Genomic DNA, 25424 nt, shown 5'->3' with positions numbered 1-25424 from the left:
ATGGTGAAGGAGTCGCTACGGTGAGTCAGCGCAAGGCGTCGGGCGACATCGGCCGGGCGACGATCCGGGACGTGGCGGAGCGCGCCGGGGTCTCCGTGGCGAGCGTCTCGCGCGTGCTGTCCGGCAACTACCCGGTGTCGGAGGAGCTGCGCCGCCGGGTGATGAAGGTCGTCGGCGACCTGGACTACGTCACCAACGCGCACGCCCGCTCCCTGGCCGGCGGCGGCACGCCCACGGTGGCGATCCTGATCAACAACATCACCGGCGCGGCATTCGCCCACGTGGCCAAGGGAGTTGAGGGCGCGGCCACACTGCGCGGCTGGCTCTCCCTCGTCGGCACGACCGGCGACGACCCGGAGCGCGAGCTCGCGTTGGTCAACCTCATGCGCCAACAGGGCGTCGCCGCCGTGGTGTTGCTCGGCGGGGCGTACGACGTCGACGAGTACCAGTTGCGAATGGCCCGCTTCGCCCGCTCCCTGGACGCGGCGGGCTCGCACCTCGTGCTCGTCGGCCGCCCGCCGCTGGAGGGCGACGTCCCGGCGACGACGGTCGACTACGACAACGAGGGCGGCGCCTACGCCATGGCCAGCCACCTCCTCTCGGCCGGCCACCGCCGAGTCCTTGTCCTCCCCGGGCACGCCGAACTCACCACCGCCCAGGGCAGGTTGAGGGGTGCGCAACGGGCCTTCGAGGCGTACGGCGTCCCGTTCGACCCGGGGATGGTGCGGCACGGGCCGTACGACTACGAGCACGGGTACGAGGCGGTGGAGGACACCCTGAAGGAGGGCGTGGACTTCACCGCGGTGCTCGCGGGGACCGACGTGGTCGCCGCGGGCGCCATGCAGGCGCTGCGCGCGGCGGGGCTGCGGGTGCCGGAGGACGTGTCGATCGTCGGCTACGACGACATCCCGCTGGCCTCCCAGCTGACCCCGCAGCTCACCACCGTGCACGTCCCGTACGAGGAGATGGGCCGGGTCGCGCTGCGCGCGGTGGCGGACCGGCGCGAGGGCGGCGGCACGGGCCGGCGCAGGAGCGGCGACGGCGACCATCTGGTCCTGGGCACGCATGTCGTCGTACGGAACTCGGTGCGACCGCCCGCGCGACGCGACTGAGCACACCGCAAGATCTCCGCAAGATCCATCGTTACGTAACCGGTTTCCCTTCAAGTTCCCTGGCCAGACGCGGTCTGTTCAGGGCCGCCGAAACAAGTTGCTGCACACCTCTTGCTCCGAACAGGGCTCGGTGCCTACCTTCCCAGCAACCGGTTTCTACCTCTTCTCTTCCGAAGGAACACGGTCTGATGAACTTCACCAGCCCCCGGAGAAGGTTCGCTCGTGCAGCCGTCGCGGGTCTCGCGCTGACGGGTCTGCTCTCCGCCTGTGGCGGATCCGGCTCGGGAGACAAGACGTCTTCCGGTCCGGTCACCCTCCCCTTCTGGGGCTGGGCCAACGGGCAGGACGCGGTCGTGAAGGCGTTCAACGCCGCGCACAAGGACGTCCAGCTCAAGTACACCAAGGTCACCGACCAGTTGACGATGCAGAAGCAGCTGACCAACGCGGTCAAGGCCGGCAACGCGCCCTGCCTGGTGCAGAACACGGCGGAGTACGTGACCACCTGGGTCTCGCAGGGCGCGCTCGCCGACATCTCGCAGTACGTCTCGGCCGACAAGGTCAAGTTCAACGCGGGCTCGTGGGCCAGCGCACAGGTGCAGGGCAAGTCCTATGGCGTGCCGACGAGTTCGGCCCCCGCGTTCACGATCTACCGCACCGACGTCTTCAAGAAGTACGGCCTCAAGGCGCCGACGACCTGGGACGAGTTCATCGCCGCCGGCAAGGTCCTGAAGAAGCACGGCATCAAGATCACCAACTACGCCGGTGAGGACCCCAGCACCCTGGAGGTGCTCGCGATGCAGGCGGGCGCCCACTGGTACGCCATCGACGGCAACTCTTGGAAGGTCGACTTCCAGGACGCGGGCAGCCTCAAGGCCGCCCAGGTGATCCAGGACATCATCGACAACGACCTCAACTCCAAGCTCTCCTTCGCGGATTACGCGGCCGTCCAGCGCAACTACGACAACGGCGGCACCGCGACCCGGCAGATCTCGACCTGGCAGATGGCGGGCATGGTGCAGAACTTCACCAAGTCCGACGGCAAGTGGGCGCTCTCACCCTGGCCGACGTTCGCGGGCGAGGCCGCCAAGACGCCCGCCGGGACCAACCAGAGCGGTGGCGTCACGCTGGTGACCAAGCAGTGCGCGCACCAACAGCAGGCCGCCGAGGCCGCGTTGTGGATGTCGACGAACACCGGTGCGGTGAAGACGATGGCGAGCCCGACCACCGGCAACGGTGTGATGCCGGCCCTGGCCGACAGCGACGCGTACGTCGCCGAGTCGATCTCGGACAAGCTGCTGGGGACGAACTACGAGCCCGCGAAGAAGGTCGTCACCGACAGCCTGAACACCGTCACCTCGGACTGGGTGTTCGGCCCGGACTGGACCGCGATGTTCACCGAGTTGCAGACCGGCTGGGCGAAGGTGATGAACAAGCAGGAGAAGGTCACCGATCTGCTGGCGCACATGCAGGAGTGGACGGTCAAAGACCTGAAGTCCCGCGGTATCAGCGTCAAGGGCTGAGGCAGCGCCGATGATCCGTTCCCAGCGCTGGAAGGGTGCCGCGTTCACGGTGCCCTTCCAACTCGGTTTCGTCTTCCTGTACTTGATACCGATCGGGTACGCCGTCTACGAGTCGCTGTTCGTGGAGCACCAGTCCGGGCTCGGTCTCGGCGGTTCCACGCAGCGGTTCTCCGGCCTGGACAACTACCAACAGGGCCTGACCGACTCGGCGTTCATGAACTCGGTGCTGCGCGTGGTGTTGTTCGCGTGCGTGCAGATCCCGGTGATGCTGCTCGTCAGCCTGCTGCTGGCGCTGTTCCTGGACGCGCTGTCCTCGAAGGTCGCGGGCCGCTTCCGGATCTTCCTCCTCGTGCCGTACATGATCCCCGGGGTGGTCGCGGCGATCGTGTGGATCAACCTGTACAGCCCGGACGTAGGGCCGTTGACGTCGCTGGGCAAGGTGTTCGGGCTGTCCTGGAACTTCTTCGCGCCCTCGATGGTCTGGCCGTCCATCGGCAACCTGCTGACCTGGCACGGCATCGGCTACAACATGGTGATCATCTACGCGGCGCTCCAGGGCGTGCCCCGCGACCTCTTCGAGGCGGCCCGGCTGGACGGCGCCTCCGAGTTCCGGGTCGCCACGAGCATCAAAATCCCTTACGTGCGCGGGGCGTTGGTGCTGACCGGCATGCTCTCGATCATCCAGATGCTGCAGATCTTCAACGAGCCGGCACTGTTCCGGAACGTCACCCCGCAGACGGTGAACGACAGCTTCACGCCCATCATGATCATCTACAACCAGGCGTTCAACGCGGGCAACTACCACTACGCGGCGGCCCTTTCGGTCCTCCTCGCCCTCATCCTGGGCGTCGCCTCCTTCCTCTTCTACCGGCTCACCGCGAAGGAGGCCGACTGATGACCCTCACCGAAGAACGCCGGAACGCCCATCAGGTCCGCCGCCTCAACAAGCCTGACCCTGCGACCCGTTCACGCGGCGGCCAGCGCTTCCTGCTCGTCGGCCTGGTCCTGGCCAGCGCCTACAGCCTGTTCCCGGTGTGGTGGCTGATCGTCGCCGCGACCAAGGACCGCACGGGCCTGTACCAGAGCAACGGCCTCTGGTTCTCCGGCATGCACCTGTGGGCGAACGTGCGTCAGGTCTTCACCTACGAGAACGGCATCTTCCTGCGCTGGACCGCGAACTCCTTCCTGTACGCGGGAGTCGGCTCCCTGGGCGGCACGCTCATCGCCCTCGCGACGGGCTACGGCCTCGCGCGCTTCGCATTCCCGGGCCGCAACGCGGTGTTCGCGTGCGTGGTGGGCTCGTTCCTGATCCCGATCGCGCTGCTCACGCTCCCGCTGTACCTGATGTTCTCGAAGATCGGCCTGGTGGACACTCCCTGGGCGATGCTGATCCCCTGTCTGATCAACCCGTTCAGCGTCTACCTCGCCAAGGTGTACACGGAGGCCACGGTCCCCTTCGAACTCCTGGAGGCGGCACGGCTGGACGGCGCGGGCGAGCTGCGCATCTTCTTCAGCATCGTGCTGCGGATGATGACGACGGGCGGCGCGACCGTCTTCCTCCTGGCCTTCGTCAACACCTGGAACGCCTTCTTCCTCCCGCTGACCGTCCTGCGCGGCGAGGAGAACTGGACGCTCAACCTCGGCCTCTACAACTGGTCGGGAAAACGCATGGAGTCGGGCGTCGACCTCACGAGCCTGGTCCTCACCGGCGCGCTCCTGTCGATCGTCCCGATGGCCGTGATGATGGTCGCGATGCGCCGCTACTGGCGCACCGGGGTCACCCTGGGAGCCCTCAAGTGACCTTGCTGCACAACCCTGTTGTCCGCGGCTTCGCCCCCGACCCCTCGATGGTCAGGGTCGGCGACTGGTACTACGTGGCGACGAGTTCCTTCGAGTGGTTCCCCACGATCCCGATCCACCGCTCCCGCGATCTGGCCGACTGGCAGTACGCGGGCCACGTCCGGGGCGCGGTGCCCGGCGACTCCCTCGCCGGGGTCCCCGACTCGGGCGGCATCTGGGCACCCTCGCTGAGCTGGGACGGCGAGCGCTTCTGGCTGACGTACACGGTGGTCCGCTCGGTCGGTACGCCGTACTTCGACCTGGACACCTACGTCACGACGGCGACGGACGCGGCCGGCACGTGGACGACCCCGCGCCGGGTCGCGAGCCACGGCTTCGACCCGGCGCTGTTCCACGACGAGGGCCGGCTGTGGCTGCTCAACCTCCAGAACGACTGCCGCCCCGGCGGCCGCCGCTTCGCGGGCATCGTCGCGACCGAGCTGGACCGCGACACACTCACCCCGATCGGCCCGACCCACCTGCTGCTCCAGCACGAACGGCTCGTAGAGGGACCGAAGTTGGTGCGCCGGGGCGACTGGTACTACCTGCTGCTCGCGGAGGGCGGCACAGGGTACGAGCATGGCGTGCTGGTGGCGCGCAGCCGTACGATCACCGGTCCGTACGAGGTCGACGACCGGCCCTTGTTGACGTCCCGGGACGATCCGTCGGTGCCGCTGCAGAAGGCGGGGCACGGCGAACTGGTCGAACTACCCGGCGGGGACTGGGTGTTGAGCCATCTCGCGGCACGCCCGGTACAGACACCGGATGGGCCGCGCTGCACCTTGGGCCGGGAGACGGCGATCCAGGCCGTGACGTGGGATGAAGACGGCTGGCCGAGGCTACGGCAAGGCGGCTGGCATCCGGCGGTGGAAGTCACCGTACCGACGCGCCCCGCAACCCCACCGGCCCAAGTCCCGGACTCCGACGAGCCGTTGGGCTGGCCGTGGAGCAGTCCTCGCGCCTACCCGGACCCGTCCTGGGCCGACACGACCACCCGCCCCGGCTGGATCCGGCTGCGTGGACGGCACGGGCCGGAGTCGCGGTGGGCGCACAGTCTGCTGGCCCAGCGGATCACTGAGCATCGCGCGGAGGCCGAAGTCACGGTCGACGCAAGGCCGTTGACGTTCACGCAGGCGGCGGGGCTGGTGCTCTGGTACGGCGCCGAGGCGTATCTGAGCCTGCATCTGACCTGGGCGGAGCCCGAGGGTGAGGGGCAGCGGGGGCAGCAGTGGCAGGACGGTGGCGGGCGTTCGGTGCTGAGCCTGGTGGAGCGGTACGAGGGCGGCACCCGGCAGGTGGCCGTCGTAGGAGTCGATGGTGGTGCGCCCCTGACGTTGGGGGTGACGGTCGAGGGGGCCGGGGCGCGGTTCTGGTGGCTGTGTGACCATCAACGGACGCCGATTGGGCCGGAGTTGGACTTCAGTCGCCTGTCCGACGACTACGGGTCGCGGCTGCGGTTCACGGGGGCGATGGCGGGCATCCATGCCTGGGATCTCGTCGACGCCGACTTCACCGCCGATTTCACCCGCTTCCGCCTCGACTGCCCGCCCGGCTGACCTGTTCGGGGTTTCGAAAGTCCGGGTCGGCGGCATCAGGTGAATTCCCTGGTCTTCCCGCCGTGTTGACGCGCACCTATCGTAGGAAGCGCTTTCTGAACGGTGGGTGGTCGGGCCGGGGAAGCAGCGCTGGTCGGAAACTTTCGAGGGCCCTCGGGCGGGCTGGAGAGGCGGTACCCGATGGTCCGTACGGGGAGCGCGAGCGTGACGGCGGGGCCCACGTTGGCGGTCGTGGCCCGAGAGGCGGGGGTGTCCGTGCCGACGGCGTCCAAGGTGGTCAACGGCCGGGAGGACGTGGCGCCGGAGACGCGGCGGCGGGTGACGGAGGCGCTGGAGCGGCTCGGGTATGTGCGCAGGCCCCGGTTCGACGCGAACAAGGCGCCGGGGATGGTCGACCTGGTGGTGCACTCGCTGGAGAGTTCGTGGTCGGGGGCGGTGCTGCACGGGGTGGAGGAAGCGGCGTACGAGGCCGGACTTGAGGTGGTGGTCTCGGCCGGGCTGACCCGGACGCGCGCCGAGCGGCCCGAACGGGGCTGGCTGGACAAGCTGGTTGGCCGGGGTTCGTCCGGAGTCCTGTTCAATCTGGCCGAGTTGACGCCCTCCCAGTACGCGTGGCTCGACCAGCACCGCATCCCGTTCGTGATGATCGACCCCGTGCACGAACCGCCGCCGGGCGTGGTGTCGGTCGGCGCGGCCAACTGGCAGGGCGGGGTGACGGCGACCGAGCACCTGCTCTCCCTGGGCCACGAACGCATCGCCGTCATCGCCGGCCACCGCCACAAGATGTGCAGCAGCGCCCGCGTGGCCGGCTACCGCTCCGCGCTCGCCTCGGCGGGGGTTCCGGTCCGCCCCGAGTACATCCGCCACGGCGGCTTCGACCAGGCCATGGCCCGCACCCGGATGCGCGAACTCCTCGACCTGCCCGAGCCGCCCACGGCGGTCTTCGTCTGCTCCGACCGGATGGCGCTCGGCGTCTACGAGGCCCTGGCGGAACGGGAGTTGAGCGTCCCGGACGACATCAGCGTGGTCGGTTTCGACGACCTTCCCGAGGCGCGCTGGGTGACTCCGGCGCTCACCACGATCCGGCAGCCGCTGTCGGAGATGGCGGCCACGGCGCTGCGGCTACTGCTCCGGCTGATGGACGGGGACCGGCCCGAGGGGACGCGGACGGAGTTGTCGACGCGGTTGGTGGAGCGGGCGAGTACGGGGGCGCCGGGCGGCCGGTACGCCGAGCGTAGATCGTGACCATGACTGCGGGGGCCGCCGTGACGGGGCAGCGGATCGGTCGTCCGCTGCCCCGTCACGGCGTGCTGTCGCGATGTCAGACGTACTGGTCGCCCACCGCGCGAAGGTGTCTGCGGAGGAGCTTGCCGTTCGCGTTGCGGGGCAGCGTGTCCAGTCGGACGACGTCCTGCGGGACCTTGTACCAGGAGAGCCGGGACCGGGCCAGGGCGATCAACTCGGCGTCCAGGGCGGCGTCTTGGGCTCCGTCGGCCGCTTCGTCGTCGCCGGGGACGGTCACGACGTAGGCGCGCAGGCTTGTGTCCCCGGCCGGGCGGCGGACCGAGCTGACCGCCGCTTCGAGCACGCGCGGATGGCGCTCAAGGAGCCGTTCGACCTCGCCCGGCACCACGTTCTGGCCGCCGATCACCTCCACGTCGTCCAGTCGGCCGTGCACATGGAGGACGCCGTCGTCGTCGATCGACGCCAGGTCCCCGGTCGGCCACCAGGTGTCCGTCACCTGATCGGGGCCCAGACTCCCCCGCGCTACGCCCCGGGACGCGAAGTCGGCGTAGACGTGCAGCTCGCCCTGGCGGCCCGCGGGCATCGGGCGGCCGTCCGCGTCGACGATGCGCACCGGTCGGCCGGGGACGGCGGGGCCGACCGCCGACGGAGTGCGGTACGCGGCGGGCCGGCCCAGGGAGATCAGGCCGATCTCGGTGGCGCCGTAGTTGTTGACCAGCCGGTCCCCCAGGATCGGTACCAGTCGCTCGCGCAGCCGGGGCGAGAGGACCTCCCCCGCGCTCGACACCTCCCGCAGGCGGGCGAACGCCTCCTCGTGGCCGGGCTCAAGAAGCATGCGGGCCAGGAAACTTGGCTGTGCGAAGAGGTTCGTGACCTGGTGGCGGTCGATGAGGTCGATCGCGGCGGCCGGGGTCGCCCGGGTGCGTGACAGGACGGCGGTCCGGCCCGTGGCGAGGGTGGTGAGCACCGAGAAGTGCAGTCCGCCCAGGAAGTACATGCGGGACACCGACAGCCCAACTGTCGTACGGCCACCGCCGTTTGGGCCGGACGGGCCGGGAGGTGCGGCGAAGTTGCCGTGCAGGAAGAAGCAGAGTTTCGGGGCGCCCGTCGTGCCGGACGTGAAGACCGCGAGCGCCGGGGCGTCGCCGCCCTCGGCGAAATCCGGGTCCGGTTCGCCGGCGACCAGTGTCGTGACCTTCATGGCGGGGGCGAAGCCCGGCAGCTCCAACTGCCCTGCCGTGTCAGGGTCGATGACGGCCAGCGCGGGTTCCACCGTCTCCACGGCCCTCAGCAGATCCTGCGGGCTCATCTGGACGTTGACCGGGACGGCGACGAGACCGGCCTGCCAGGCGCCGAGCACGGACCAGACCATCTCGACGCCGTCGGGCAGTGCCAGCAGGACGCGGTCGCCGCGGCGAAGTCCCGCGGCCCGGTATCCCCTCGCGGCCCGTGCCGCGCCGTCGAACACCTCGGCGTACGTCCAGGCGCGGTCGTCGGCGAGGAAGGCGATCCGCTCCAACCACCCTCTGGCGCGGGCGAGTTGGGTCAGATCCTGGGTTACGTTCCCGGGCATGGCTACGGACGCCCCTTTCCGGCGGCGGACGGCGTCGCGGTCCGTTCCGGGATCTTCGGCACCTCGTCGAGATGGATCCCGAACCAGGTCCCGAGCGCCTCCTTCAGTCCCTCTTCGGTGACGATCCGCTCCCTGGTCCGCTCCCCGCCCTGTTCCCTGATCAGGACCCTGTTCGCGAGAGTGACCCTTCCGTCCTCGCGGGGCTGGACACAGATCAGCCGGTTCCTGAAGGGCGATTCGGGCGCGGTCTGGTACCACCACATGGAGGGAAGGCCGAATTCGATTTTCCGGGGCTTCAATTCCATCCGGTACCGCGGTGAGCCGTCACGGAATACGTCGATGTCCCCGTCGGGGGTCTCGACGACAAGGTATGCGCCGTGCGGGTCGTCCTGCGGTGTGCGGAGATCCAGCCGCAGGGGCCAACGGCTGTGACTTCCCTGCCCGACGTCGACCAGCCAGGAATGTCCGTCCGGTTCATCGGTCTCCACCCGAAGCGCCAGATGACCGATGGGACTGTCCAGGACTTCACCGCGATAGATGCACCCGGCGAGCAGGGTGACCTGGAATCCGAGCACTTCGAGCAGCATCGCGAAAGCCGAGTTCAGCTCGAAGCACCCGCCGCCGCGTCGTTCGCGCACGATCTTCTTGACCGCGTCCAGGGAGTACGGGATCGGTTCCCCGAGAAGGAAGAACAGGTTCTCGAACGGAACGGACAGCACATGGCGTTCGTGGAGATGTCGCAGGGCGGCCGCGTCCACCCGCTCCGGCCGTTTGGCGCCTATGCGTTCCAGATAGGCGTCGATGAGTTCGTCGTCCATGGCGCTCTCACTTCTCCAGGCAGAACTCGTTGATGGGATAGCCGACATGGCGGTCCTCGGCGGGCAGATAACCCAATACACGGTCGCCGGGCTTGAGTTCGGTGCTGTTCAACACCGCCCCGCCCGGGCCGAGCACGCGCACGTGCCAGTCGTCCTGAAGAATGAGATTGACGGCGCGTCCGTCCTCCGACTTCGCGTCGATGGAAATGAGGGGACGGCTCTCGATCTTGACGCGCCCGACGGTGACGATTCGGGTCTGCCCCTTGACGTCGACGGCCATGACCTTGCTGCCGGACTTCAGCTCGCTGAGGTAATGGGTACGCCCGTCGCGGGACAGCGTGTAGGAGTGAATGGCCCCCGCGTTCACCCGGAACGGCCGGGTCGGCATATAGGGAAGGGGATGCGTCTCGCTCACGCAGAGAATCATTCCCTTGGAATGCGAGCCGACCAGGATTCCCTCGTCCTCACGGAAATGGCTGCACGTGTCGACGCAGGCCCGCTCCCCCATGCCCACATGTTCGGTGGCGACAATCGTGAGCTCGACCAGATCGAGCGGCTCGGTGACGACGGCGGAGGCCTGCTTGAGCGCGGTGGCGTCGCCCACGGCGTCGGGCGCCATCATCACGCCGTCGGAGCCGTGTTCGAGCACCCCGAAGATGATCTCCGCCTCCTCCACATCCCCGGCGACGGTGATCAGGCTGCCCTCGGCGCCGGCGGCGGCCGCGATGACGATCTCCAGCGGGATCTTGGTGGGGTCGCGGAACAGCAGCAGGCTCCACTCCTCCGTACGGGCCGACCGACAGGCGTCCTCCAGGGTCTCCGCGTCGACGATCTCCACGAAGCGCCCGAACTCGACTCCGGGGTAGACCGACGAGAGTTCCGCAGGCGTCCCGTGCACGCGCGGATCGACGATCACCACGTCGGCCGCGCCGAGATCGTCGGGAAGCTCCTTGAGCTCCGTGCCGTGCGGGAAGAAGACCTTCTTCACCGTGGGAGGCAGGCCGTCCAGGTCCACCAGGCTGTCCGAGACAATGCCGTCCAACCGCTGGTGCAGGGCTTCTTCAAGTACCGCCTGCTTATGGGCGCTACCGCGAATGTCAAGCCACGTGAGCTTCATGGTTCCTTGTCTCTTTCCTGGAGAACTCGATCGGAGCGGGCGGCGGCACATCGCCGTGCACAAGGCGGGCCAGTTCACGTGTCGTGGCGGCCGGGTTGTCGGATTCGAAGATGTTCCGGCCCATGGCGACACCGGCCGCGCCGCCCCGGAGTGCGGAATCGACGAATTCCAGCAGCGCTTTCCCATTGCCGACCCGCGGACCGCCGGCCACCAGAATGGGTACGGGACAGGACGCCGTCAGGCGCAGCATGTCCACATCCGATTCGAGGGCGTACGTCTTGATCAGGTCGGCCCCGATTTCGGCCGCGACCGTCACGGCGGCGGAGACCAGCGCCGGGTCACGCGGGTCGGTGACGCGCGGTCCTCGCGGATACATCATCGCCATCAGCGGAAGGTTCCAGCGGTCGCAGGCCTCCGCCACCACCGCCATATCGGCTATCTGCCGGGCCTCTTCCCGGGAACCGACATTCACGTGCACGCTCACCGCGTCGGCGCCGAGACGCAATGCCTCTTCGACGGTCGCGACCAGGCATTTCGCATCGGGGTCGGGGGCGTGGGCGGTGCTCGCGCTCAAATGCACGATGAGCGACGTCTGAGTGAACCAGGCCGGATCCACCCGGCGGACACTTCCCTTGTGCAGCACCACGGCGTCCGCACCGTTCGTCGCCAACTGACCGACCAGCCGATTGAGTCCCGAGCCGCCCCCCGCGATCGGCCCGTCCGTCAAGGGATGGTCGAGCGGAACGACCAGCATGCGTCGCGGATTGCGTCGGCAGAGCCGCAGCATTCTCATTTTGCGGGCGCTCGAAACGCCGTCGAACATCTGCATCCAGTCCATTCCCATTCCGTGCCTGGCCGGCTGTCCGGTCTCCGGAAGGGGCCTCATCGGGCCGCCCTCTGTGCCGGTCTACGGCCGCCACCCGGGAGAGGTTCACTCGGAGATCCCGGAAATGGACGCACGGCCGCCCGGGCCGTGGGACGAGCATGGTTTCCGCCTGCGAACAGCGCGGACCGGGCGGCTGGTTCAGCCCCGCGAGGCCGCTAGTCCAGCCCCGCCGCCCAGTTGATCCCGCCCAGCAGATGCGCGCGGAAGTCCGGGTCCTCGTAGGCCTCCGAGGCGTGACCGAGGGCCGTGTAGAAGACCCGGCCGGCGCCCTTCCCGTGGCACCACGCGAGGGGGTGGTCGGCGCCCATCCGGCCGCCCTCGTACGAGGATTCGTCGGCCGAGACGAGGACGTGGACCGAACTCCGGGGACTGGTGCGGAAGTCGTACCACTCGTCCGTGAACCGCCATACGGCCGGGAGGTGTTGGGTGGCCGGGTGGGTGCGGTCCTCGACGAGCGCGGTGCCGGGCTGGTAGGCGGGGTGCCGGTCGAAGCGGGCGCCCAGGAGGTCGCCGTAGTACGGCCAGTCGTACTCGGTGCAGGCCGCCGCGTGGACTCCGACGAAGCCGCCGCCCGACTCGACGTGGGCGGCGAGGTGTTCGCGTCCCGTCGGGGTCAGTATCTCGCCGCTGGTGGAGAGGAAGACGACGGCCGCGTAGTCGTGCAGGGGGCGTTCGAAGGCGGCCGGGTCCTCGGTCGCGTCCACCTCGAAGGGGCCGAGGGTGCGTACGGCGGTGACCGCGGCCGGGATGGAGTCGTGGCGGTAGTCGGTGGTGCGGGTGCAGACGAGGAGGCGGGGCGTAACAGCCATGCGGCGCAGCCTATTTCACGGACCCGCCGCGTAGCCTGGGTGAGGATGAATGCCATTCCCGCACTCCTGGATCACCTCGTCCTCGCGACCCCCGATCTGGCGGCCACGGTCGCCGGGTTCACCGAGCGCACGGGTGTCGCGCCGGTCGCGGGCGGAGCGCATGTCGGGCTCGGCACCCGCAACTGCCTTGTCTCCCTGGGTGGTTCCCGGTATCTGGAAATCATCGGTCCCGACCCGGAGCAGTCCGAGCCGTCGGGTCCGCGCCCGTTCGGTGTCGACGGGCTGGCCGTCGCCCGGACGGTGACCTGGGCGGTCTCCCCGATCGACCTGGACGCGGCGGTCGTGGCGGCCCGTGCGCGGGGGTACGACCCCGGGCCCGTGCGGGCGATGAGCCGGCGCCGGCCCGACGGCACGCTGCTGGAGTGGCGGCTCACCGACGGGGACACGGCGCATCCCTCCGGTCTGGTGCCGTTCCTCATCGACTGGAGTTCCTCGCCCCATCCGACCGCCTCGGACCTGCCCGTCGCGCCCCTGCTGGAGCTGACCGCGACGGCGCCGGTCCCGGACGAGATCCGGCCGCTGCTGACGGCGGTGGGCGCGGAACTCCCGCTGACCGAGGGCCCGGTGGGCCTCACCTTCACGGTGGACACTCCGCGCGGACCGGTGACCTTCCGCTGAGCACCGGTGAGCTTCCGCCGAGCACCGGTGACGTTCCGCCGAGCCGCCGCCCCGACACGACCACCGCCCTGTCCGATTCCTTCAAGACCAGCCCCTCGGCGCCTGCCTACGGTGGCCCCATGACTCCACGATTCGACGCGATCGGCCTGGTCGTCTCCGACATGGCCGCCTCTGTCAGCTTCTACCGTCGGCTCGGGTTCGGTTTCCCGGAGGGTGCCGAGAGCCGGCCGCATGCCGAGGCCCAACTTCCCGGCGGGCTGAGGCTGTTGCTGGACACCGAGGACACGGTCCGCTCGTTCCACGCGGGTTGGCGGCCGCCCACCGGTGGCAGTGGGCGGGCCGCGCTCGCCCTGCTCTGCGACGACCCCGCCGAAGTCGACCGGGTCTACGAGGAGTTGGTCGGTGCCGGGCACCACGGCGAGCTGAAGCCGTGGGACGCCTTCTGGGGCCAGCGGTACGCCGTCGTGCACGACCCCGACGGCAACGGCGTGGACCTGTTCGCGCCGCTGAAGACCACCTGACGCACTAGGCGGCTAGACGTACCGGGAGTTGTCCGGCCGTCTACTGACCGCCGAGCAGCCCCAGGATCCGGTTCACCGCCTCCAGCGCCGGCTGGCCCACCGCGCCGACCGTCGCCGCGATTCCCGCGACGGCCATCAGCGCGCGGTGCCGCTCCTGCGGGGCGGTGCCCGAATCCGTGGTGAGGGCCGGCAGGGAGTCGTCGATGGCCTGCGCGCTCGCGGGCGGTACCTGCTCGCGCAGCGTCCCGACCAGTCGGCGCAGTTCCTCGACGGCGGCCTGGAGGGCGGGGTCCACGGAGTTCGGCCCGGCCGGTGTCTGGTGCTTGACGATGCCGGTGTTCCCGGTGCCGCCGTACATGGTGACGTTGTCCCCGAAGTGGAAATTGTCGCCGCTCATCCGTGTGCCACTCCCACGTTGCCCGTACCGCCGTACATGTTGACGTTGTCTCCGAAGTGGTAGTTGTTCGGGTTGATCATGAGGCGGTCCACCGTGACGTGGAACTCCGTCTCCGGGTTCTCGATCGCGTACACGATGGAGCCCACCAGGTGATCGAGCCGGCGCGGGTCCTCGCTCGTCACCACGGCCATGGACGGGCCGGACGTCTCCACGGCCAGGACGTACAGCGGCGTCGCCGACAACACCTGCAGCCACTCGACCCCGCAGAAGATCAGCGCGGCCACCGAGCCCAGCCACACCCACCCGATGAGCGTGCCCGCCGTGTCCCGGCTGGCGATCCCGGTGATGCCGCCGAGGATGGTCAGTGCGAACGCCATCGCCAGGATGATCGCGAGGCGCTTCAGGAAGAGCCGCGTGGCCTCCCAGCGCCTCGGCGTGAGCATGTACGTGTGCACCCTGGCGATGTTCTCCAGCGGGTACACGGCCCTGCCGACCCACAACAGCCGCTTGCTGACCCGCAGATCGATCGCGCGGTACGTCTGCGGCGGGACGGCGGGCGGCGGCGGGATGTCCGGGACGCCGGACGCTTCGGTTCTCTCCACGAGTCCCCCTGAGATCACTGACAGGCGAACATTAACTACGCCAAGTGGCCACCTGTGCAAGTCGATACAGGGGATCAACTGTGCGGCTGTCGTGGAGGGTTGGCCGAATGACGACGGAGCCGGACGACAACTACGGAACAGACCTCAGCCGCCCCGGCCGAGCAGTTCCCCCAGCGGCATTCCCGCGAACTCCTTGACGTCCCGGGCGAGATGGGCCTGGTCGGCGTAGCCGGACCGGGCCGCCGTCTGTGCGAACGGGACTCCGGTGCGGGCCAGCGCGAGGGCCCGTTGGAGGCGCAGCACCCGGGCGAGCGTCTTGGGGCCGTAGCCGAACGCGGTCAGTGAGCGGCGGTGCAACTGGCGGGCGCCGAGGCCGAGTTCGTCGGCGGTGGCGGCGACGGGGCGGCCGGTGTCGAGGGCCGCCACGAGGTGTCGTAGGAGCGGATCCAGTGGGGGTGTCCCGGTCGCGCGTCGCAGTGCCAGTTCCTCCAGCGCGGTGGCCGGGTGGGGGGACTTGGCGACGCCGGCGGTCAGGCGGCGTACCGTCGCGGCGGGCCAGAGGTCGGTGAGGTCGACCCGGCGGTCGCGGAGTTCGTGTGCGGGGACGCCCAGGTAGGTGGGTGCCGTGCCGGGGGCGAAGCGGAGGCCCGCCCACTGGGCGGGGGCGGTCCCGGGGACGTACGCGCGCGTGTCGGGGCCCGCGACCAGAAGGCGGCCCTCGTTCCAGAGGAGGTCCATGCAGCCGTCGGGCAGGACGGGGTGGACCGGGGCTGCGGTGGCGGCCTCGATCGTCCGGGTCCAGAGCACCGCGCCCGGCAGCCGGGACGCCCTCTCCGCGTACACGGTCAAAGGCTACGCCCGGCGGCGTTCCCGCCCCGACCGCGTATCGACGCAGCCCCGCGCCCCTTTCAGGAGCACCTGACTTGTCCGGCGATCAGGAGCCCCGGCCCCTTTGGTGCGCGCTTCACTTCTCCGGTGTTTGAGAAGAGTCCCCGGTTCCCTTGTGGTGGTGGGTGCTCTTCGCGTGCGTACGCAGGCGGGACGTCACGTCCTCCGGAGGGAGGAAGCGGGACCAGCGTTCCGGGAATTCCGAGGGCATGTAGGAGTCGTCGGGGTCGTCGTCGTCCTCGCCGTCCCGGGCGCGGACCGCGGCCATGCGGGCGACGTACTCGGCGACCTGTTCGTCCTGGCGGCGTTCGTTGGCGGCGCGGGCGGCGGCGGTCGCGGCGGCCGGCCAGACGCGGTCGATGGCCGCGTTGACGGCGGCTCCCACGAGGACCGCGAACGCGGAGACGCCGATCCACAGGAGGACGGCGACGGGGGCGGCGAGGGAGCCGTAGATGGTGGGGCCCTCGACCGTGCTGGTGAGGTAGATGCGGAGCAGGTAGCTGCCCAGGACCCACATCGCGAGGGCGACCAGGGCGCCGGGGACGTCCTCGATCCACGGGGAGCGGACGGGGACGGACACGTGGTACAGCGTCGTCAGGAAGACGACGGACAGGACGATGACAACCGGCCAGTACAGGACCTGTACGACCGTCTCCGACCACGGCACCACGTTCACCACGGCGTCCGGTCCCGCGACCATGAGCGGCAGCGCGATCGAGCCGATCAGCAGGGCCGCGACGAACAGGGCGAAGGACACGATCCGGGTCTTGACGATGCCGCGCACGCCGTCGAGGCCGTACATGACGGTGATGGTGTCGATGAAGACGTTGACCGCGCGGGAGCCCGACCAGAGGGCGAACAGGAAGCCGATGGAGATGACGTCGGGCCGGCCGCCCTTCATCACGTCGTGCAGGATCGGCTGGGCAATCTCGTGCACGCCCTTGTCGGAGAGGACCGTGCGGGACGCCTCCAGGATGTTGTTCTCCAGGCCGGCGATGCTGTCGGCGCCGGTCCAGCTGTCGACGTAGCCGAGCAGGCCGATGAGGCTCAGCAGCAGCGGCGGCACGGACAGCAGCGTGAAGAACGCGGCCTCGGCCGCGAGGCCCAGGATGCGGTACTCCATGCAGGAGTTGACGGTGTCCTTGACCAGCAGCCAGGCGGTCCTGCGCTTGGAGACGTTCCGGTAGAGGGCACGCGCCCGGTGGAACCGGCTGGTGGGCCGCTCGGTGGGTTCACTTGCTGACTGCACGCCCTAAAGGTATCCGCCGCGCCGGGATGCACTCGTCCCCCGGGGTCTTCGGCCGCGCGGGACGCCCTCGGGGGCGGTCATGTCATGCTCGCGATGGCCGAAAATAATCCACCCGGGAATCGAAGCCGCATTCGATATTTTGTCGGATGTTTCGGAGAGTCTCCCGGTGAGGACTTCGCCCGTCAATTCATGTTGACCTGTACCTCCGTCGACGAAGACGAAAAAGCGCCATTGACCCAAACAGCCTTGACCCGTTCCAGAATGTCCAGAAATAATCCGGACTGCATTCGTTGCGCGCGTTGGGACGACGTCAGCGCACACGACTCGGGGGAATCACTTGGCCCAGGACCAGGGCCGCGTCCATTGGAAAACTCAGCACACAATAGGGAACTTCAATCCCACGAATTCCCATTCACCCCACCCGTTTCGCGTGCTTTTTAATATGCCCCTGCCGTGAACAACGGGCGCGACTCCACCGTATTCGTCTTTGACAATTCAAAGACGACGATCAGCACCAAGGAGCCACGTGGGTGGAACACCCGGCACCGTCACCGAGACCGTCCTAGCGGAGGTCCTGGCCGGTGTCGTACGCAAGGAAGTCATACCCCTCGACAGTCACTTCTTCGACGACCTGGGCGCCAACTCGTTGGTGATGGCACATTTCTGTGCCCGGGTCAGGAAACGCGAAGATCTGCCGTCGGTGTCGATGCGGGACGTCTACGGATATCCGACGATCCGCAGTCTGGCGGCGGCGCTCGCCGACACACCCGAGCCCGCCGCACCGGTCGTGGCGGAGCCGCCGCCAACCGGAAGCACGGCCCGCTATCTACTGTGCGGACTACTGCAGTTCCTGGTTTTCGCGATGTATTGCGTGCTCGCCGGAATGGTCACGGGACAGGGATACGAATGGGTTGCCTCCGGTACCGGAGTGGTCCAGGTGTATCTGCGGTCCGCGATATTCGGCGGCGCGGTGTTCGTCGGTGTGTGCACGGTGCCGGTGGTGGCCAAGTGGATTCTGGTGGGCCGCTGGAAAGAGACCGAGTTCCCGGTCTGGGGCCTCGCCTACGTCCGGTTCTGGACGGTCAAGGCACTGCTGCACGCCAACCCGATGATCCTGTTCGCCGGCAACCCGCTGTACGTCCTGTATCTGCGCGCCCTGGGCGCCCGGATCGGCAAGGGCGTCACGATCCTGTCCCATTCCGTACCGGTCTGCACCGACCTGCTGACCATCGGTGCCGGAACGGTCATCCGCAAGGACACCTTCTTCCTCTGCTACCAGGCGCGGGCCGGCCGCATCCGCACCGGCCGGGTCACCCTCGGCAGCGAGGTCTACGTCGGTGAGAAGACCGTCCTCGACATCGGCACGGTCATGGGCGACGGGTCCCAACTCGGCCACTCCTCCGCCCTGTACGACGGCGCCGCCGTCCCGGCGGGGCAACGTGTGCACGGCTCTCCGGCCCAGCCCACGGACGTCGACTACGTCCGCATCCCGCACGCGGACTGCTCGACCTGGCGCCGCTTCGGCTACGGCCTCGGCGCGATCCTGCAGATGCTGCTGGTCTACGTCCCGCTCGCGGTCGGCGGCACCTACATGGCGCTGACCGTGGTCCCGGCCCTCGACCACCTGCTGGACCCGAACACCAAGGACCTCAACTCCGCCCGGTTCTACGGCGAGGCGCTGGGTCTGTCGCTCGTGGCGTTCGTCGGATTCGTCGTGCTCGGCTTCGCCGCCGTGTCCCTGCTGCCGAGGCTGCTGCGTCCGCTGCTGCGCCCCGACAAGGTGTATCCGCTGTACGGCTTCCACTACTCGGTGCAGCGCGCGGTGGCCCGGATGACCAACCTGAAGTTCTTCAAGTGGCTGTGCGGGGACAGCTCGTTCATCGTCGGCTACCTGAAGGCGATCGGCTACGACCTCGGGGTGGTGGAGCAGACCGGCTCCAACTTCGGTACGGAGGTGCAGCACGAGACGCCGTATCTGGCCACGGTGGGCAGCGGCACGATGGTCGCGGACGGGCTGTCGATCGTGAACGCGGACTTCTCCAGTACGTCGTTCCGGCTGTCGCGCGCCGTGATCGGGCCGCGCAACTTCCTGGGCAACAACATCGCCTACCCCTCGGGGGGCCGTACCGGCGACAACTGTCTGCTGGCCACCAAGGTGATGGTGCCGATCGACGGTGAACTCCGCGAGGGCGTGGGCCTGTTGGGCTCGCCGTGCTTCGAGATCCCGCGTTCGGTGGAGCGCGACAGCCGCTTCGACCATCTGCGCGAGGGCGACGAGCTGAAGCGCCGGCTGGCCGCGAAGAACCGGTCCAACCTGCGCTCGATGGGCCTGTACCTGTTCGTGCGCTGGCTGCACTGGTTCGTGCTCACCGTGCTCGGCTTCGCCGCCATCGACCTGTACGGGGGCGAGGGCGTCGGCGGGGGGCTGCTGATCGGCGCGTCCCTGATGCTGGGGCTCGGTTTCACCGCCGGGTACTACGTGCTGGTGGAGCGGCTGGTCGGTGGATTCCGGCCGCTGGAGCCGAAGTTGTGCTCGATCTACGACCCGTACTTCTGGTGGCACGAGCGGCTGTGGAAGGTGCCGGACACCTACATCCAGGTGTTCAACGGCACGCCGTTCAAGAGCCTGATCTGGCGGCTGCTGGGCGTGCGGATGGGACGCCGGGTCTTCGACGACGGCGCCTACATCACCGAGCGCACGCTGACCGCGATCGGCGACGACTGCACGCTGGCGGCGCACACCAAGGTGCAGTCGCACTCGCAGGAGGACGGCACCTTCAAGTCAGAAATGATCACCATCGGCGCCGGCTGCACCCTCGGGGTGGGTGCGCTCGTCCACTACGGCGTGTCGATGGGTGACGGGGCCGAACTCGCCGCCGACTCCTTCCTGATGAAGGGCGAGGAGATGCCGGCACGGTCCCGGTGGGGCGGGAATCCGGCAGTGGCGCCACGGCGCGCCGGACAGCACATGACTCCCTGACGGCTCGTGCCGTGGGGGGAAGGAAACAGGGGGAAGAGAACGATGGAGATCATTCCGCGGTGGACGCTCGCTCCGGTGCCCGGTGTGGCGGAGTACGAAGTGTCCCTGCCCGACGGGCTGTTGATCGAGCCCGCCGCATTGAAAGTCGCCCATGCCAAGGTCCTCGGGGCACTGTCGGGTGAACCCGCCGAGGAGGACCCGGCGGTGGAGGTGCGCGTCACCGGCCGCACGCTGCGGCTGCGCTACCGCACCGACGTCCTGGACGCCGAGGCCGCCGCCCGCATCGCGGGCTATCACGTGACCGCCCTCACCGAGCCGGACCGGCCGGTGCTGCTGTCGGACGCCGAACTCCGCTTCCAGCTCGACGAGTTGGCGGGCCCGTACCGCGAACTGCCGGACCGGCGGGTGCACGAGCTGTTCGAGGACATGGTGGCGGTGTGCCCGGACGCGGTCGCCGCCGTCCAGGGGGACCGGCAGTGGACGTACCGGGAGCTCAACTCCCGGGCGAATCAGCTCAGTCGGGCGCTGCTCTCCCGGGGACTGACCCGCGAGGGTGTCGTCGCCGTGGTGCTGGAGCGGAACCTGGACTGGATGGCCGCCGTGCTCGCCGTGTTCAAGGCGGGCGGCGTGTATCTGCCGGTCGAGCCGCACTTCCCGGCCGACCGGGTCGCCCGAGTGCTCGAACGTGCCGGGTGCGAGCTGGTGTTGACCGAGCGCGGCAGCGACGGCGCGCTGGACCCGACGTCCGAGGGCACGCTCTACGTCGACGAGGCGTACGCCGAGGGCCACTCGGACGGTGATCTCGGGATCGAGGTCACGCCGGGCCAACTCGCCTACATCTACTTCACGTCGGGCTCCACGGGTGAGCCCAAGGGCGCGATGTGCGAGCACGCGGGTTTCCTCAACCACGTGTTCGCGAAACTCGACGACCTGGGGATCGGCGCCGGGCAGGTGGTGGCGCAGACCGCGCCGCAGTGCTTCGACATCTCGCTGTGGCAGCTGGTCTGCGCGCCGCTCGTGGGCGGGCGGACGCTGCTGGTGGAGCAGGACGTGATCCTGGACGTGGCGCGGTTCGTCGACACGGTCGAGGCGGGGCGTGTGAACGTGCTCCAGGTCGTGCCGTCGTATCTGGAGGCCGTGCTCGCCGAGTTGGAGCGGCAGCCGCGTGAACTCCCCGATCTGCGCTGTGTGTCGGTCACCGGGGAGGCCGTGAAGAAGGAGCTCGTGGAGCGCTGGTTCACCGCCCGGCCCGGGGTGCGGCTCGTCAACGCCTATGGCCTGACGGAGACTTCGGACGACACCAACCACGAGGTCATGGACCGGGCACCGGACGGCGACCGCGTCCCGCTCGGCCGGCCCGTCTCCAATGTCCGCGTGTACGTGGTGGACGAGGATCTGGTGCCCGTGCCGCTGGGCGCGCCCGGCGAGATCGTCTTCTCCGGTGTGTGCGTGGGCCGGGGGTACGTCAACGACCCCGAGCGGACGAAGGCGGCGTTCACCGACGACCCGTACCGGCCCGGTGAGCGGCTGTACCGCAGTGGTGACCACGGGCGCTGGCGTCCCGACGGCAAGCTGGAGTTCCTGGGGCGCCGGGACAGCCAGGTGAAGATCCGCGGCTTCCGCATCGAGATCGGCGAGATCGAGAACGCGCTGCTGCGGGTGGACGGGGTGCGCGACGGCGCGGTGGTCGTCGTGCGCGGGACGCAGCTGGTGGCGTTCTGCACCGGCCCGCGGCCCGTCGAGGCAAGCGCCGTGCGGGCCCGGCTCGCCGAGTCGCTGCCCGCGTACATGGTGCCGTCGGTCGTGCACTGGCGGGCGTCGCTGCCGTTGACCGCCAACGGCAAGACCGACCGCAGGACGCTGACCGCGCTCGCCGGTGACCTGGACGCCGTCGGCGACGGGCCGGACACGCCCGCCGAGCGCCGGCTGGCCGCCGCCTGGGCGGTGGTGCTGGGCATTCCGGCCGAACGGATCGGCCGCCAGGACCACTTCTTCGACCGCGGGGGCACCTCGCTGGCCGCGGTGAAGCTGGCGGTCGCCCTCGACCGGGCGATCAGCCTCAAGGACGTCACCCGTCACCCGGTCCTCGCGGACCTGGCCGGACTGCTGGACCCGCCGGTCTCCTCCTGAGCCCAGCCGCACCCCCGGTCGAACGCTCAACAGCATCACCGAAAGGAACACCGAGATGTCGCTCTCTTCCGCGACTCTGCTCAACTCCGTTGCTCTCAGCCCGGACAGTCCGCCTTTGCTGCACGCCGACGTCGGCGCGGACCCGGTCGGCTGGGCCGCCGGGCACCGTGACGCGCTGCGGTCCGTCGTCGCCGAGCACGGCTGTGTCCTGGTCCGCGGGCTCGGCCTCGCCGACCCGGCCGGCGCCGAGACCGTCTTCCGGCGGCTCACGAACTCCCTGATGGCGGACCGGGAGCCGTTCGCGCCCCGCCGTACGTACGCGGAGGGCGTGTACTCCGCCACGAAGTGGCCGACCGACCAACCGATGTGCCAGCACCACGAGTTGAGCTATGCCCTGGACTTCCCGGGGCTGTTGCTCTTCGCCTGCCTGGAGGCACCGACGACGGGCGGCGCGACCCCGGTCGCCGACGCCGAGGCCGTGCTGCGGGAGCTGCCCGCGGCGCTGGTGGAGCGGTTCGAGCGCGAGGGCTGGATGCTGACGCGGACCTACCACGAGGAGATCGGGGCGTCGGTCGCCGAGGCCTTCGGCACCGACGACCGGGCCGTCGTGGAGCGCTACTGCCGCACCCAGGGCATCGAGTTCGCCTGGCAGCCCGACGGTTCGCTGCGCACCCGCCAGCACCGGGCCGCCGTGCTCCGCCACCCGGTCACCGGCCGCCGCTGCTGGTTCAACCAGATCGCGTTCCTGAACGAGTGGACGCTGGAGCCCGAGGTCCGCGAGTACATGGTCGACGAATACGGCGCCGACGGGCTGCCCTTCAACACCCGCTTCGGGAACGGCGATCCGCTCGACGCGGGCATCGTGACGACCATCAACGAGGCCTACGACCGGCACGTGCGGCGCGAGCCGTGGCGCTCGGGGGATCTGCTGCTGGTGGACAACATCCGTACCGCGCACGGCAGGGAGCCGTTCGAGGGGCCGCGCGAGGTACTGGCCGGGCTCGGCGATCCGGTGCGCCTGACGGACCTCGCCCCGACGGCCGGCGGGAGGGCGGCATGAGCATCGACACGCCCTCCTTCTCGGTCATCAGCGGCGAGCAGGTCCAACAGGCCCTGGCCGGGCGGGAGTCGGAGATCGGCACCCTCGTGGAGGCCACCTACCGGCTGCACGGCGCGGGCGACTCGGTGAACCCGCCGTCGTACTTCCTGCGCTTCCCGGACCGTCCGTCGTCCCGGATCATCGCGCTGCCCGCCTCGCTCGGGGGGCCGTTGCGGGTGGACGGGCTGAAGTGGATCTCCAGTTTCCCGGGGAACACCGGGTCGGGGCTGCCCAGGGCCTCGGCGGTGCTGATCCTCAACGACCCCGACACGGGCTATCCGTATGCCTGCCTGGAGAGTTCGGTGATCAGCGCGACCCGTACGGCGAGTTCGGCGGCGCTAGCGGCCGACAAGCTGAGCCAGGGCCGGACGCGTCCACTGCGGGTCGGGTTCGTGGGGACCGGGCTGATCGCCCGCTACATCCACACCCATCTCCGGGCCACCGGCTGGGAGTTCGAGGAGACGGGGGTGTACGACCTGTCCGCACAGAGCGCGGAGGGGTTCCGGGGGTATCTGGAGCGGTCGGGTGCGCCGGGGCGGATCACGGTGCACGACAAGGCCGAAGGGCTCGTCCGCTCCAGCGACTTGCTGGTGTTCGCGACGATCGCCGGCTCGCCGCATGTGCACGATCCGGCCTGGTTCGACCATCATCCGCTGGTCCTGCACGTGTCGTTGCGGGATCTCGACCCGGCGATCCTGCTCGCGTCCGCGAACTTCGTGGACGACGTCGAGCACTGTCTGAAGGCCGACACGTCACCGCATCTGGCCGAACAGGCCACCGGGGGGCGGGAGTTCATCGACGGCACGCTGGACGACGTACTGACGGGCCGGGTGAACGTACCGACCGACCGGACGGTGGTGTTCTCGCCGTTCGGGCTCGGGGTGCTCGACCTCGCGGTCGGCAGGTTCGTCCATGACGAAGTGGTTCGAAGGGGCGAACTCCACGTCGTCGACGGGTTCTTCCACGAGCTGCGCCGGTACGGCTGACGGCGATCGTGGCGCACCACTAGGGGGGAAAACATGGCTGTTATTTCCGATCCCGCGGAGTTCAACGAGGACGACCTCTACGTCGACCTGCGGGCAGCACTGGAACTGCCGCTCTATCTGAAGTGCGAGGGGTTCAACTTCGCCGGCTCGGTCAAGCTGAAGGCCGCCACCGAGATGGTGGACGCCGCCGAGCGGGCCGGCATCCTGCGGCCCGGCTCGGTGCTGGTCGAGTCGTCGTCCGGGAACCTGGGAGTGGCCCTGAGCGTGCTCGCGGCGAGCCGCGGTTACGGGTTTCTCTGCATCACCGACAGACGCTGCAACGTGCCCACGGTGCAGCTGATGGAGGCGCTCGGCAGCCGGGTCCACGTCATCGACCAACCCGACGTGCACGGCGGTTTCCTGGGCGCCAGGATCGCGTACGTGCGGGCGCTGTGCGCCTCCGACGAGCGGTACGTGTGGCTCAACCAGTACTCCAATCAAGGCAATTGGCGGGCGCACTACCGCACCACCGCACCCGCCATCGCCCGCCGGTTCCCGCAGTTGGACGTGCTGTTCGTCGGCGCGGGCACCACGGGGACGCTGATGGGCTGCGCGCGCTGGTTCTGGCAGTGGCGGCGCCGGGTGCGGATCGTCGCCGTGGACGCGGCCGGTTCGGTCACGTTCGGCGGGGAGTCCGGGCCGCGGATGATCCCGGGGCTCGGCACCAGCGTGGCGCCGCCCTTCCTCGACACGTCGTACATCGACGACGTGATCCATGTCGAGGAGCCGGAGACCGTGCAGACCTGCCGTCGGCTGGCCGCGCGGGGCTTCCTGTTCGGCGGGTCCACCGGCACGGTCGTCCGGGGCGCCGAGCAGTGGCTCGCGCGCAACGGACGGCACGGCACCACGGCGGTGGCGATCGCCCCCGACCTCGGCGAACGCTATCTCGACACCGTCTACCGCACCGGCTGGCTGGAGGAGGAGGCGCCCGAGACCGCGATGCTGGCGGCCATGTCCCGTTCGGCCTGACGTCCGAGGCGGCGGCTGTGTCAGGGTGGAGATCCAGAGCACCCGCAGGTGGAGATCCCGACCACCGCCGTCCCCACGGGTAGGTTCCAGCCATGGCACGCACCACCCACACCGTGACGAACCAGACTCCCCCACTGGTCGGCTACGACGTCTTCACCGCAGACCGCGTCCTGACGGAGGCGGTCGAGCGGCACATCCCGCCCGGACTGCTGGACGAGGTCCGGGACGACCTCTCCGCGCTGGGCCGCGCCGCCGGTTCGGCCCAGCTCCAGGAGTGGGGTGGGCCGGCCCACCCCCCACCCCCCCGCCCGCGCCCCCCCCCCCCGGGGGGCCCCCCGAAAGACCAGGTGGAGGTACATACCGCCCGGCACCCGCGGGGCGGCAAGGGCGGCGCCCCCCGCAGTAACCCCC

22 protein-coding genes and 1 pseudogene are annotated in these 25424 nt (G+C 69.4%); 14 read left to right on the top strand and 9 right to left on the bottom strand.

What is annotated here, in order from left to right; genetic code table 11:
• Window positions 1–20: 20 nt before the first annotated feature.
• The 6 genes from ACIBK4_RS49640 (at window position 21) to ACIBK4_RS49615 (ending at window position 7272) form a co-directional block, all read left to right on the top strand.
• Window positions 21–1112, top strand: a complete 1092-nt coding sequence (locus ACIBK4_RS49640; RefSeq protein WP_399006652.1) for a LacI family DNA-binding transcriptional regulator — start codon at window positions 21–23, stop codon at window positions 1110–1112.
• Window positions 1113–1300: 188 nt separating this feature from the next.
• On the top strand, window positions 1301–2632 hold the full coding sequence (locus ACIBK4_RS49635) for an ABC transporter substrate-binding protein (protein WP_399006650.1): 1332 nt from the start codon (window positions 1301–1303) through the stop codon (window positions 2630–2632).
• A 10-nt stretch (window positions 2633–2642) separates the two neighbouring features.
• A complete protein-coding gene (locus ACIBK4_RS49630) occupies window positions 2643–3527 on the top strand; it encodes a carbohydrate ABC transporter permease (protein WP_399006648.1) in 885 nt (294 codons plus the stop codon).
• A complete protein-coding gene (locus ACIBK4_RS49625) occupies window positions 3527–4432 on the top strand; it encodes a carbohydrate ABC transporter permease (RefSeq protein ID WP_399006646.1) in 906 nt (301 codons plus the stop codon). Before ACIBK4_RS49630 ends, ACIBK4_RS49625 begins: the two co-directional genes overlap by 1 nt.
• A complete protein-coding gene (locus ACIBK4_RS49620; protein WP_399006644.1) occupies window positions 4429–6027 on the top strand; it encodes a family 43 glycosylhydrolase in 1599 nt (532 codons plus the stop codon). The genes ACIBK4_RS49625 and ACIBK4_RS49620 overlap by 4 nt, the downstream gene beginning before the upstream one ends.
• Window positions 6028–6207: 180 nt before the next feature.
• Window positions 6208–7272, top strand: coding sequence for a LacI family DNA-binding transcriptional regulator (locus tag ACIBK4_RS49615; RefSeq protein WP_399006642.1), 1065 nt, complete (start codon window positions 6208–6210; stop codon window positions 7270–7272).
• Window positions 7273–7348: 76 nt separating this feature from the next.
• Here the strand turns inward: ACIBK4_RS49615 and ACIBK4_RS49610 are convergent, their stop codons facing one another.
• The 5 genes from ACIBK4_RS49610 to ACIBK4_RS49590 form a co-directional block, all read right to left on the bottom strand.
• Window positions 7349–8845: a class I adenylate-forming enzyme family protein gene (locus ACIBK4_RS49610; RefSeq protein WP_399006640.1), complete on the bottom strand. Its 1497-nt coding sequence runs from the start codon at window positions 8843–8845 to the stop codon at window positions 7349–7351.
• Between the two features lie 2 nt (window positions 8846–8847).
• Window positions 8848–9663: an arylamine N-acetyltransferase gene (locus ACIBK4_RS49605; RefSeq protein ID WP_399006638.1), complete on the bottom strand. Its 816-nt coding sequence runs from the start codon at window positions 9661–9663 to the stop codon at window positions 8848–8850.
• 7 nt (window positions 9664–9670) lie between these two features.
• Window positions 9671–10780 carry a 3-dehydroquinate synthase II family protein gene (locus ACIBK4_RS49600; RefSeq protein WP_399006636.1) on the bottom strand — a complete coding sequence of 370 codons (1110 nt, stop codon included), beginning with the start codon at window positions 10778–10780 and terminating at the stop codon, window positions 9671–9673.
• Window positions 10761–11618, bottom strand: coding sequence for a 2-amino-3,7-dideoxy-D-threo-hept-6-ulosonate synthase (locus ACIBK4_RS49595; RefSeq protein ID WP_399006634.1), 858 nt, complete (start codon window positions 11616–11618; stop codon window positions 10761–10763). The genes ACIBK4_RS49600 and ACIBK4_RS49595 overlap by 20 nt, the downstream gene beginning before the upstream one ends.
• Before the next feature lie 203 nt (window positions 11619–11821).
• On the bottom strand, window positions 11822–12475 hold the full coding sequence (locus ACIBK4_RS49590) for a ThuA domain-containing protein (protein WP_399006632.1): 654 nt from the start codon (window positions 12473–12475) through the stop codon (window positions 11822–11824).
• Between the two features lie 45 nt (window positions 12476–12520).
• Between ACIBK4_RS49590 and ACIBK4_RS49585 the strand changes: the two genes are divergently transcribed.
• Together ACIBK4_RS49585 and ACIBK4_RS49580 are read left to right on the top strand one after the other, a co-directional pair.
• A complete protein-coding gene (locus ACIBK4_RS49585; RefSeq protein ID WP_399006630.1) occupies window positions 12521–13153 on the top strand; it encodes a VOC family protein in 633 nt (210 codons plus the stop codon).
• Between the two features lie 119 nt (window positions 13154–13272).
• Window positions 13273–13674 carry a VOC family protein gene (locus ACIBK4_RS49580; protein ID WP_399006628.1) on the top strand — a complete coding sequence of 134 codons (402 nt, stop codon included), beginning with the start codon at window positions 13273–13275 and terminating at the stop codon, window positions 13672–13674.
• 40 nt (window positions 13675–13714) lie between these two features.
• Here the strand turns inward: ACIBK4_RS49580 and ACIBK4_RS49575 are convergent, their stop codons facing one another.
• The 4 genes from ACIBK4_RS49575 to ACIBK4_RS49560 all read right to left on the bottom strand — a co-directional run bounded on the left by ACIBK4_RS49575 (window position 13715) and on the right by ACIBK4_RS49560 (window position 16810).
• Complete coding sequence (locus tag ACIBK4_RS49575) at window positions 13715–14071, bottom strand: hypothetical protein (protein WP_399006626.1); 357 nt, start codon at window positions 14069–14071, stop codon at window positions 13715–13717.
• Window positions 14068–14673, bottom strand: coding sequence for a DUF6232 family protein (locus ACIBK4_RS49570; RefSeq protein WP_399006624.1), 606 nt, complete (start codon window positions 14671–14673; stop codon window positions 14068–14070). The genes ACIBK4_RS49575 and ACIBK4_RS49570 overlap by 4 nt, the downstream gene beginning before the upstream one ends.
• Window positions 14674–14817: 144 nt before the next feature.
• Complete coding sequence (locus ACIBK4_RS49565) at window positions 14818–15516, bottom strand: helix-turn-helix domain-containing protein (RefSeq protein WP_399006622.1); 699 nt, start codon at window positions 15514–15516, stop codon at window positions 14818–14820.
• Between the two features lie 121 nt (window positions 15517–15637).
• The gene (locus ACIBK4_RS49560; RefSeq protein WP_399006620.1) at window positions 15638–16810 is read right to left on the bottom strand and encodes a YihY/virulence factor BrkB family protein; all 1173 of its coding nucleotides are present in this window, start codon (window positions 16808–16810) and stop codon (window positions 15638–15640) included.
• Window positions 16811–17336: 526 nt separating this feature from the next.
• Here ACIBK4_RS49560 and ACIBK4_RS49555 point away from each other — a divergent pair.
• The 6 genes and pseudogenes from ACIBK4_RS49555 to ACIBK4_RS49530 form a co-directional block, all read left to right on the top strand.
• Window positions 17337–19790: a Pls/PosA family non-ribosomal peptide synthetase gene (locus ACIBK4_RS49555; protein ID WP_399006618.1), complete on the top strand. Its 2454-nt coding sequence runs from the start codon at window positions 17337–17339 to the stop codon at window positions 19788–19790.
• Window positions 19791–19832: 42 nt separating this feature from the next.
• Complete coding sequence (locus tag ACIBK4_RS49550; RefSeq protein WP_399006616.1) at window positions 19833–21920, top strand: amino acid adenylation domain-containing protein; 2088 nt, start codon at window positions 19833–19835, stop codon at window positions 21918–21920.
• A 55-nt stretch (window positions 21921–21975) separates the two neighbouring features.
• On the top strand, window positions 21976–22980 hold the full coding sequence (locus ACIBK4_RS49545; RefSeq protein WP_399006614.1) for a TauD/TfdA family dioxygenase: 1005 nt from the start codon (window positions 21976–21978) through the stop codon (window positions 22978–22980).
• On the top strand, window positions 22977–24005 hold the full coding sequence (gene sbnB / locus ACIBK4_RS49540) for a 2,3-diaminopropionate biosynthesis protein SbnB (RefSeq protein ID WP_399006612.1): 1029 nt from the start codon (window positions 22977–22979) through the stop codon (window positions 24003–24005). Before ACIBK4_RS49545 ends, sbnB begins: the two co-directional genes overlap by 4 nt.
• Before the next feature lie 33 nt (window positions 24006–24038).
• On the top strand, window positions 24039–25013 hold the full coding sequence (gene sbnA / locus ACIBK4_RS49535) for a 2,3-diaminopropionate biosynthesis protein SbnA (RefSeq protein WP_366429512.1): 975 nt from the start codon (window positions 24039–24041) through the stop codon (window positions 25011–25013).
• Window positions 25014–25105: 92 nt separating this feature from the next.
• Window positions 25106–25424 (top strand): annotated as a pseudogene (locus tag ACIBK4_RS49530) (DNA alkylation response protein); the annotation flags it as partial.

The organism is Streptomyces sp. NPDC050528 (genome assembly GCF_044457795.1).
GTDB lineage: Bacteria > Actinomycetota > Actinomycetes > Streptomycetales > Streptomycetaceae > Streptomyces.
The sequence above is the reverse complement of the archived record's forward strand: the minus strand, read 5'-3'. Positions and strand labels throughout refer to the sequence as shown.

What these genes read in the sequence shown, in the direction of transcription:
- ACIBK4_RS49635 (WP_399006650.1), top strand. Translation starts at nt 1,301, where the DNA reads ATGAACTTCACCAGCCCCCGGAGAAGGTTCGCTCGTGCAGCCGTCGCG.
- ACIBK4_RS49630 (WP_399006648.1), top strand. Translation starts at nt 2,643, where the DNA reads ATGATCCGTTCCCAGCGCTGGAAGGGTGCCGCGTTCACGGTGCCCTTC.
- ACIBK4_RS49625 (WP_399006646.1), top strand. Translation starts at nt 3,527, where the DNA reads ATGACCCTCACCGAAGAACGCCGGAACGCCCATCAGGTCCGCCGCCTC.
- ACIBK4_RS49615 (WP_399006642.1), top strand. Translation starts at nt 6,208, where the DNA reads ATGGTCCGTACGGGGAGCGCGAGCGTGACGGCGGGGCCCACGTTGGCG.
- ACIBK4_RS49610 (WP_399006640.1), bottom strand. Translation starts at nt 8,845, where the DNA reads ATGCCCGGGAACGTAACCCAGGATCTGACCCAACTCGCCCGCGCCAGA.
- ACIBK4_RS49605 (WP_399006638.1), bottom strand. Translation starts at nt 9,663, where the DNA reads ATGGACGACGAACTCATCGACGCCTATCTGGAACGCATAGGCGCCAAA.
- ACIBK4_RS49600 (WP_399006636.1), bottom strand. Translation starts at nt 10,780, where the DNA reads ATGAAGCTCACGTGGCTTGACATTCGCGGTAGCGCCCATAAGCAGGCG.
- ACIBK4_RS49595 (WP_399006634.1), bottom strand. Translation starts at nt 11,618, where the DNA reads ATGGACTGGATGCAGATGTTCGACGGCGTTTCGAGCGCCCGCAAAATG.
- ACIBK4_RS49590 (WP_399006632.1), bottom strand. Translation starts at nt 12,475, where the DNA reads ATGGCTGTTACGCCCCGCCTCCTCGTCTGCACCCGCACCACCGACTAC.
- ACIBK4_RS49585 (WP_399006630.1), top strand. Translation starts at nt 12,521, where the DNA reads ATGAATGCCATTCCCGCACTCCTGGATCACCTCGTCCTCGCGACCCCC.
- ACIBK4_RS49580 (WP_399006628.1), top strand. Translation starts at nt 13,273, where the DNA reads ATGACTCCACGATTCGACGCGATCGGCCTGGTCGTCTCCGACATGGCC.
- ACIBK4_RS49575 (WP_399006626.1), bottom strand. Translation starts at nt 14,071, where the DNA reads ATGAGCGGCGACAATTTCCACTTCGGGGACAACGTCACCATGTACGGC.
- ACIBK4_RS49550 (WP_399006616.1), top strand. Translation starts at nt 19,833, where the DNA reads ATGGAGATCATTCCGCGGTGGACGCTCGCTCCGGTGCCCGGTGTGGCG.
- ACIBK4_RS49545 (WP_399006614.1), top strand. Translation starts at nt 21,976, where the DNA reads ATGTCGCTCTCTTCCGCGACTCTGCTCAACTCCGTTGCTCTCAGCCCG.
- sbnB (WP_399006612.1), top strand. Translation starts at nt 22,977, where the DNA reads ATGAGCATCGACACGCCCTCCTTCTCGGTCATCAGCGGCGAGCAGGTC.
- sbnA (WP_366429512.1), top strand. Translation starts at nt 24,039, where the DNA reads ATGGCTGTTATTTCCGATCCCGCGGAGTTCAACGAGGACGACCTCTAC.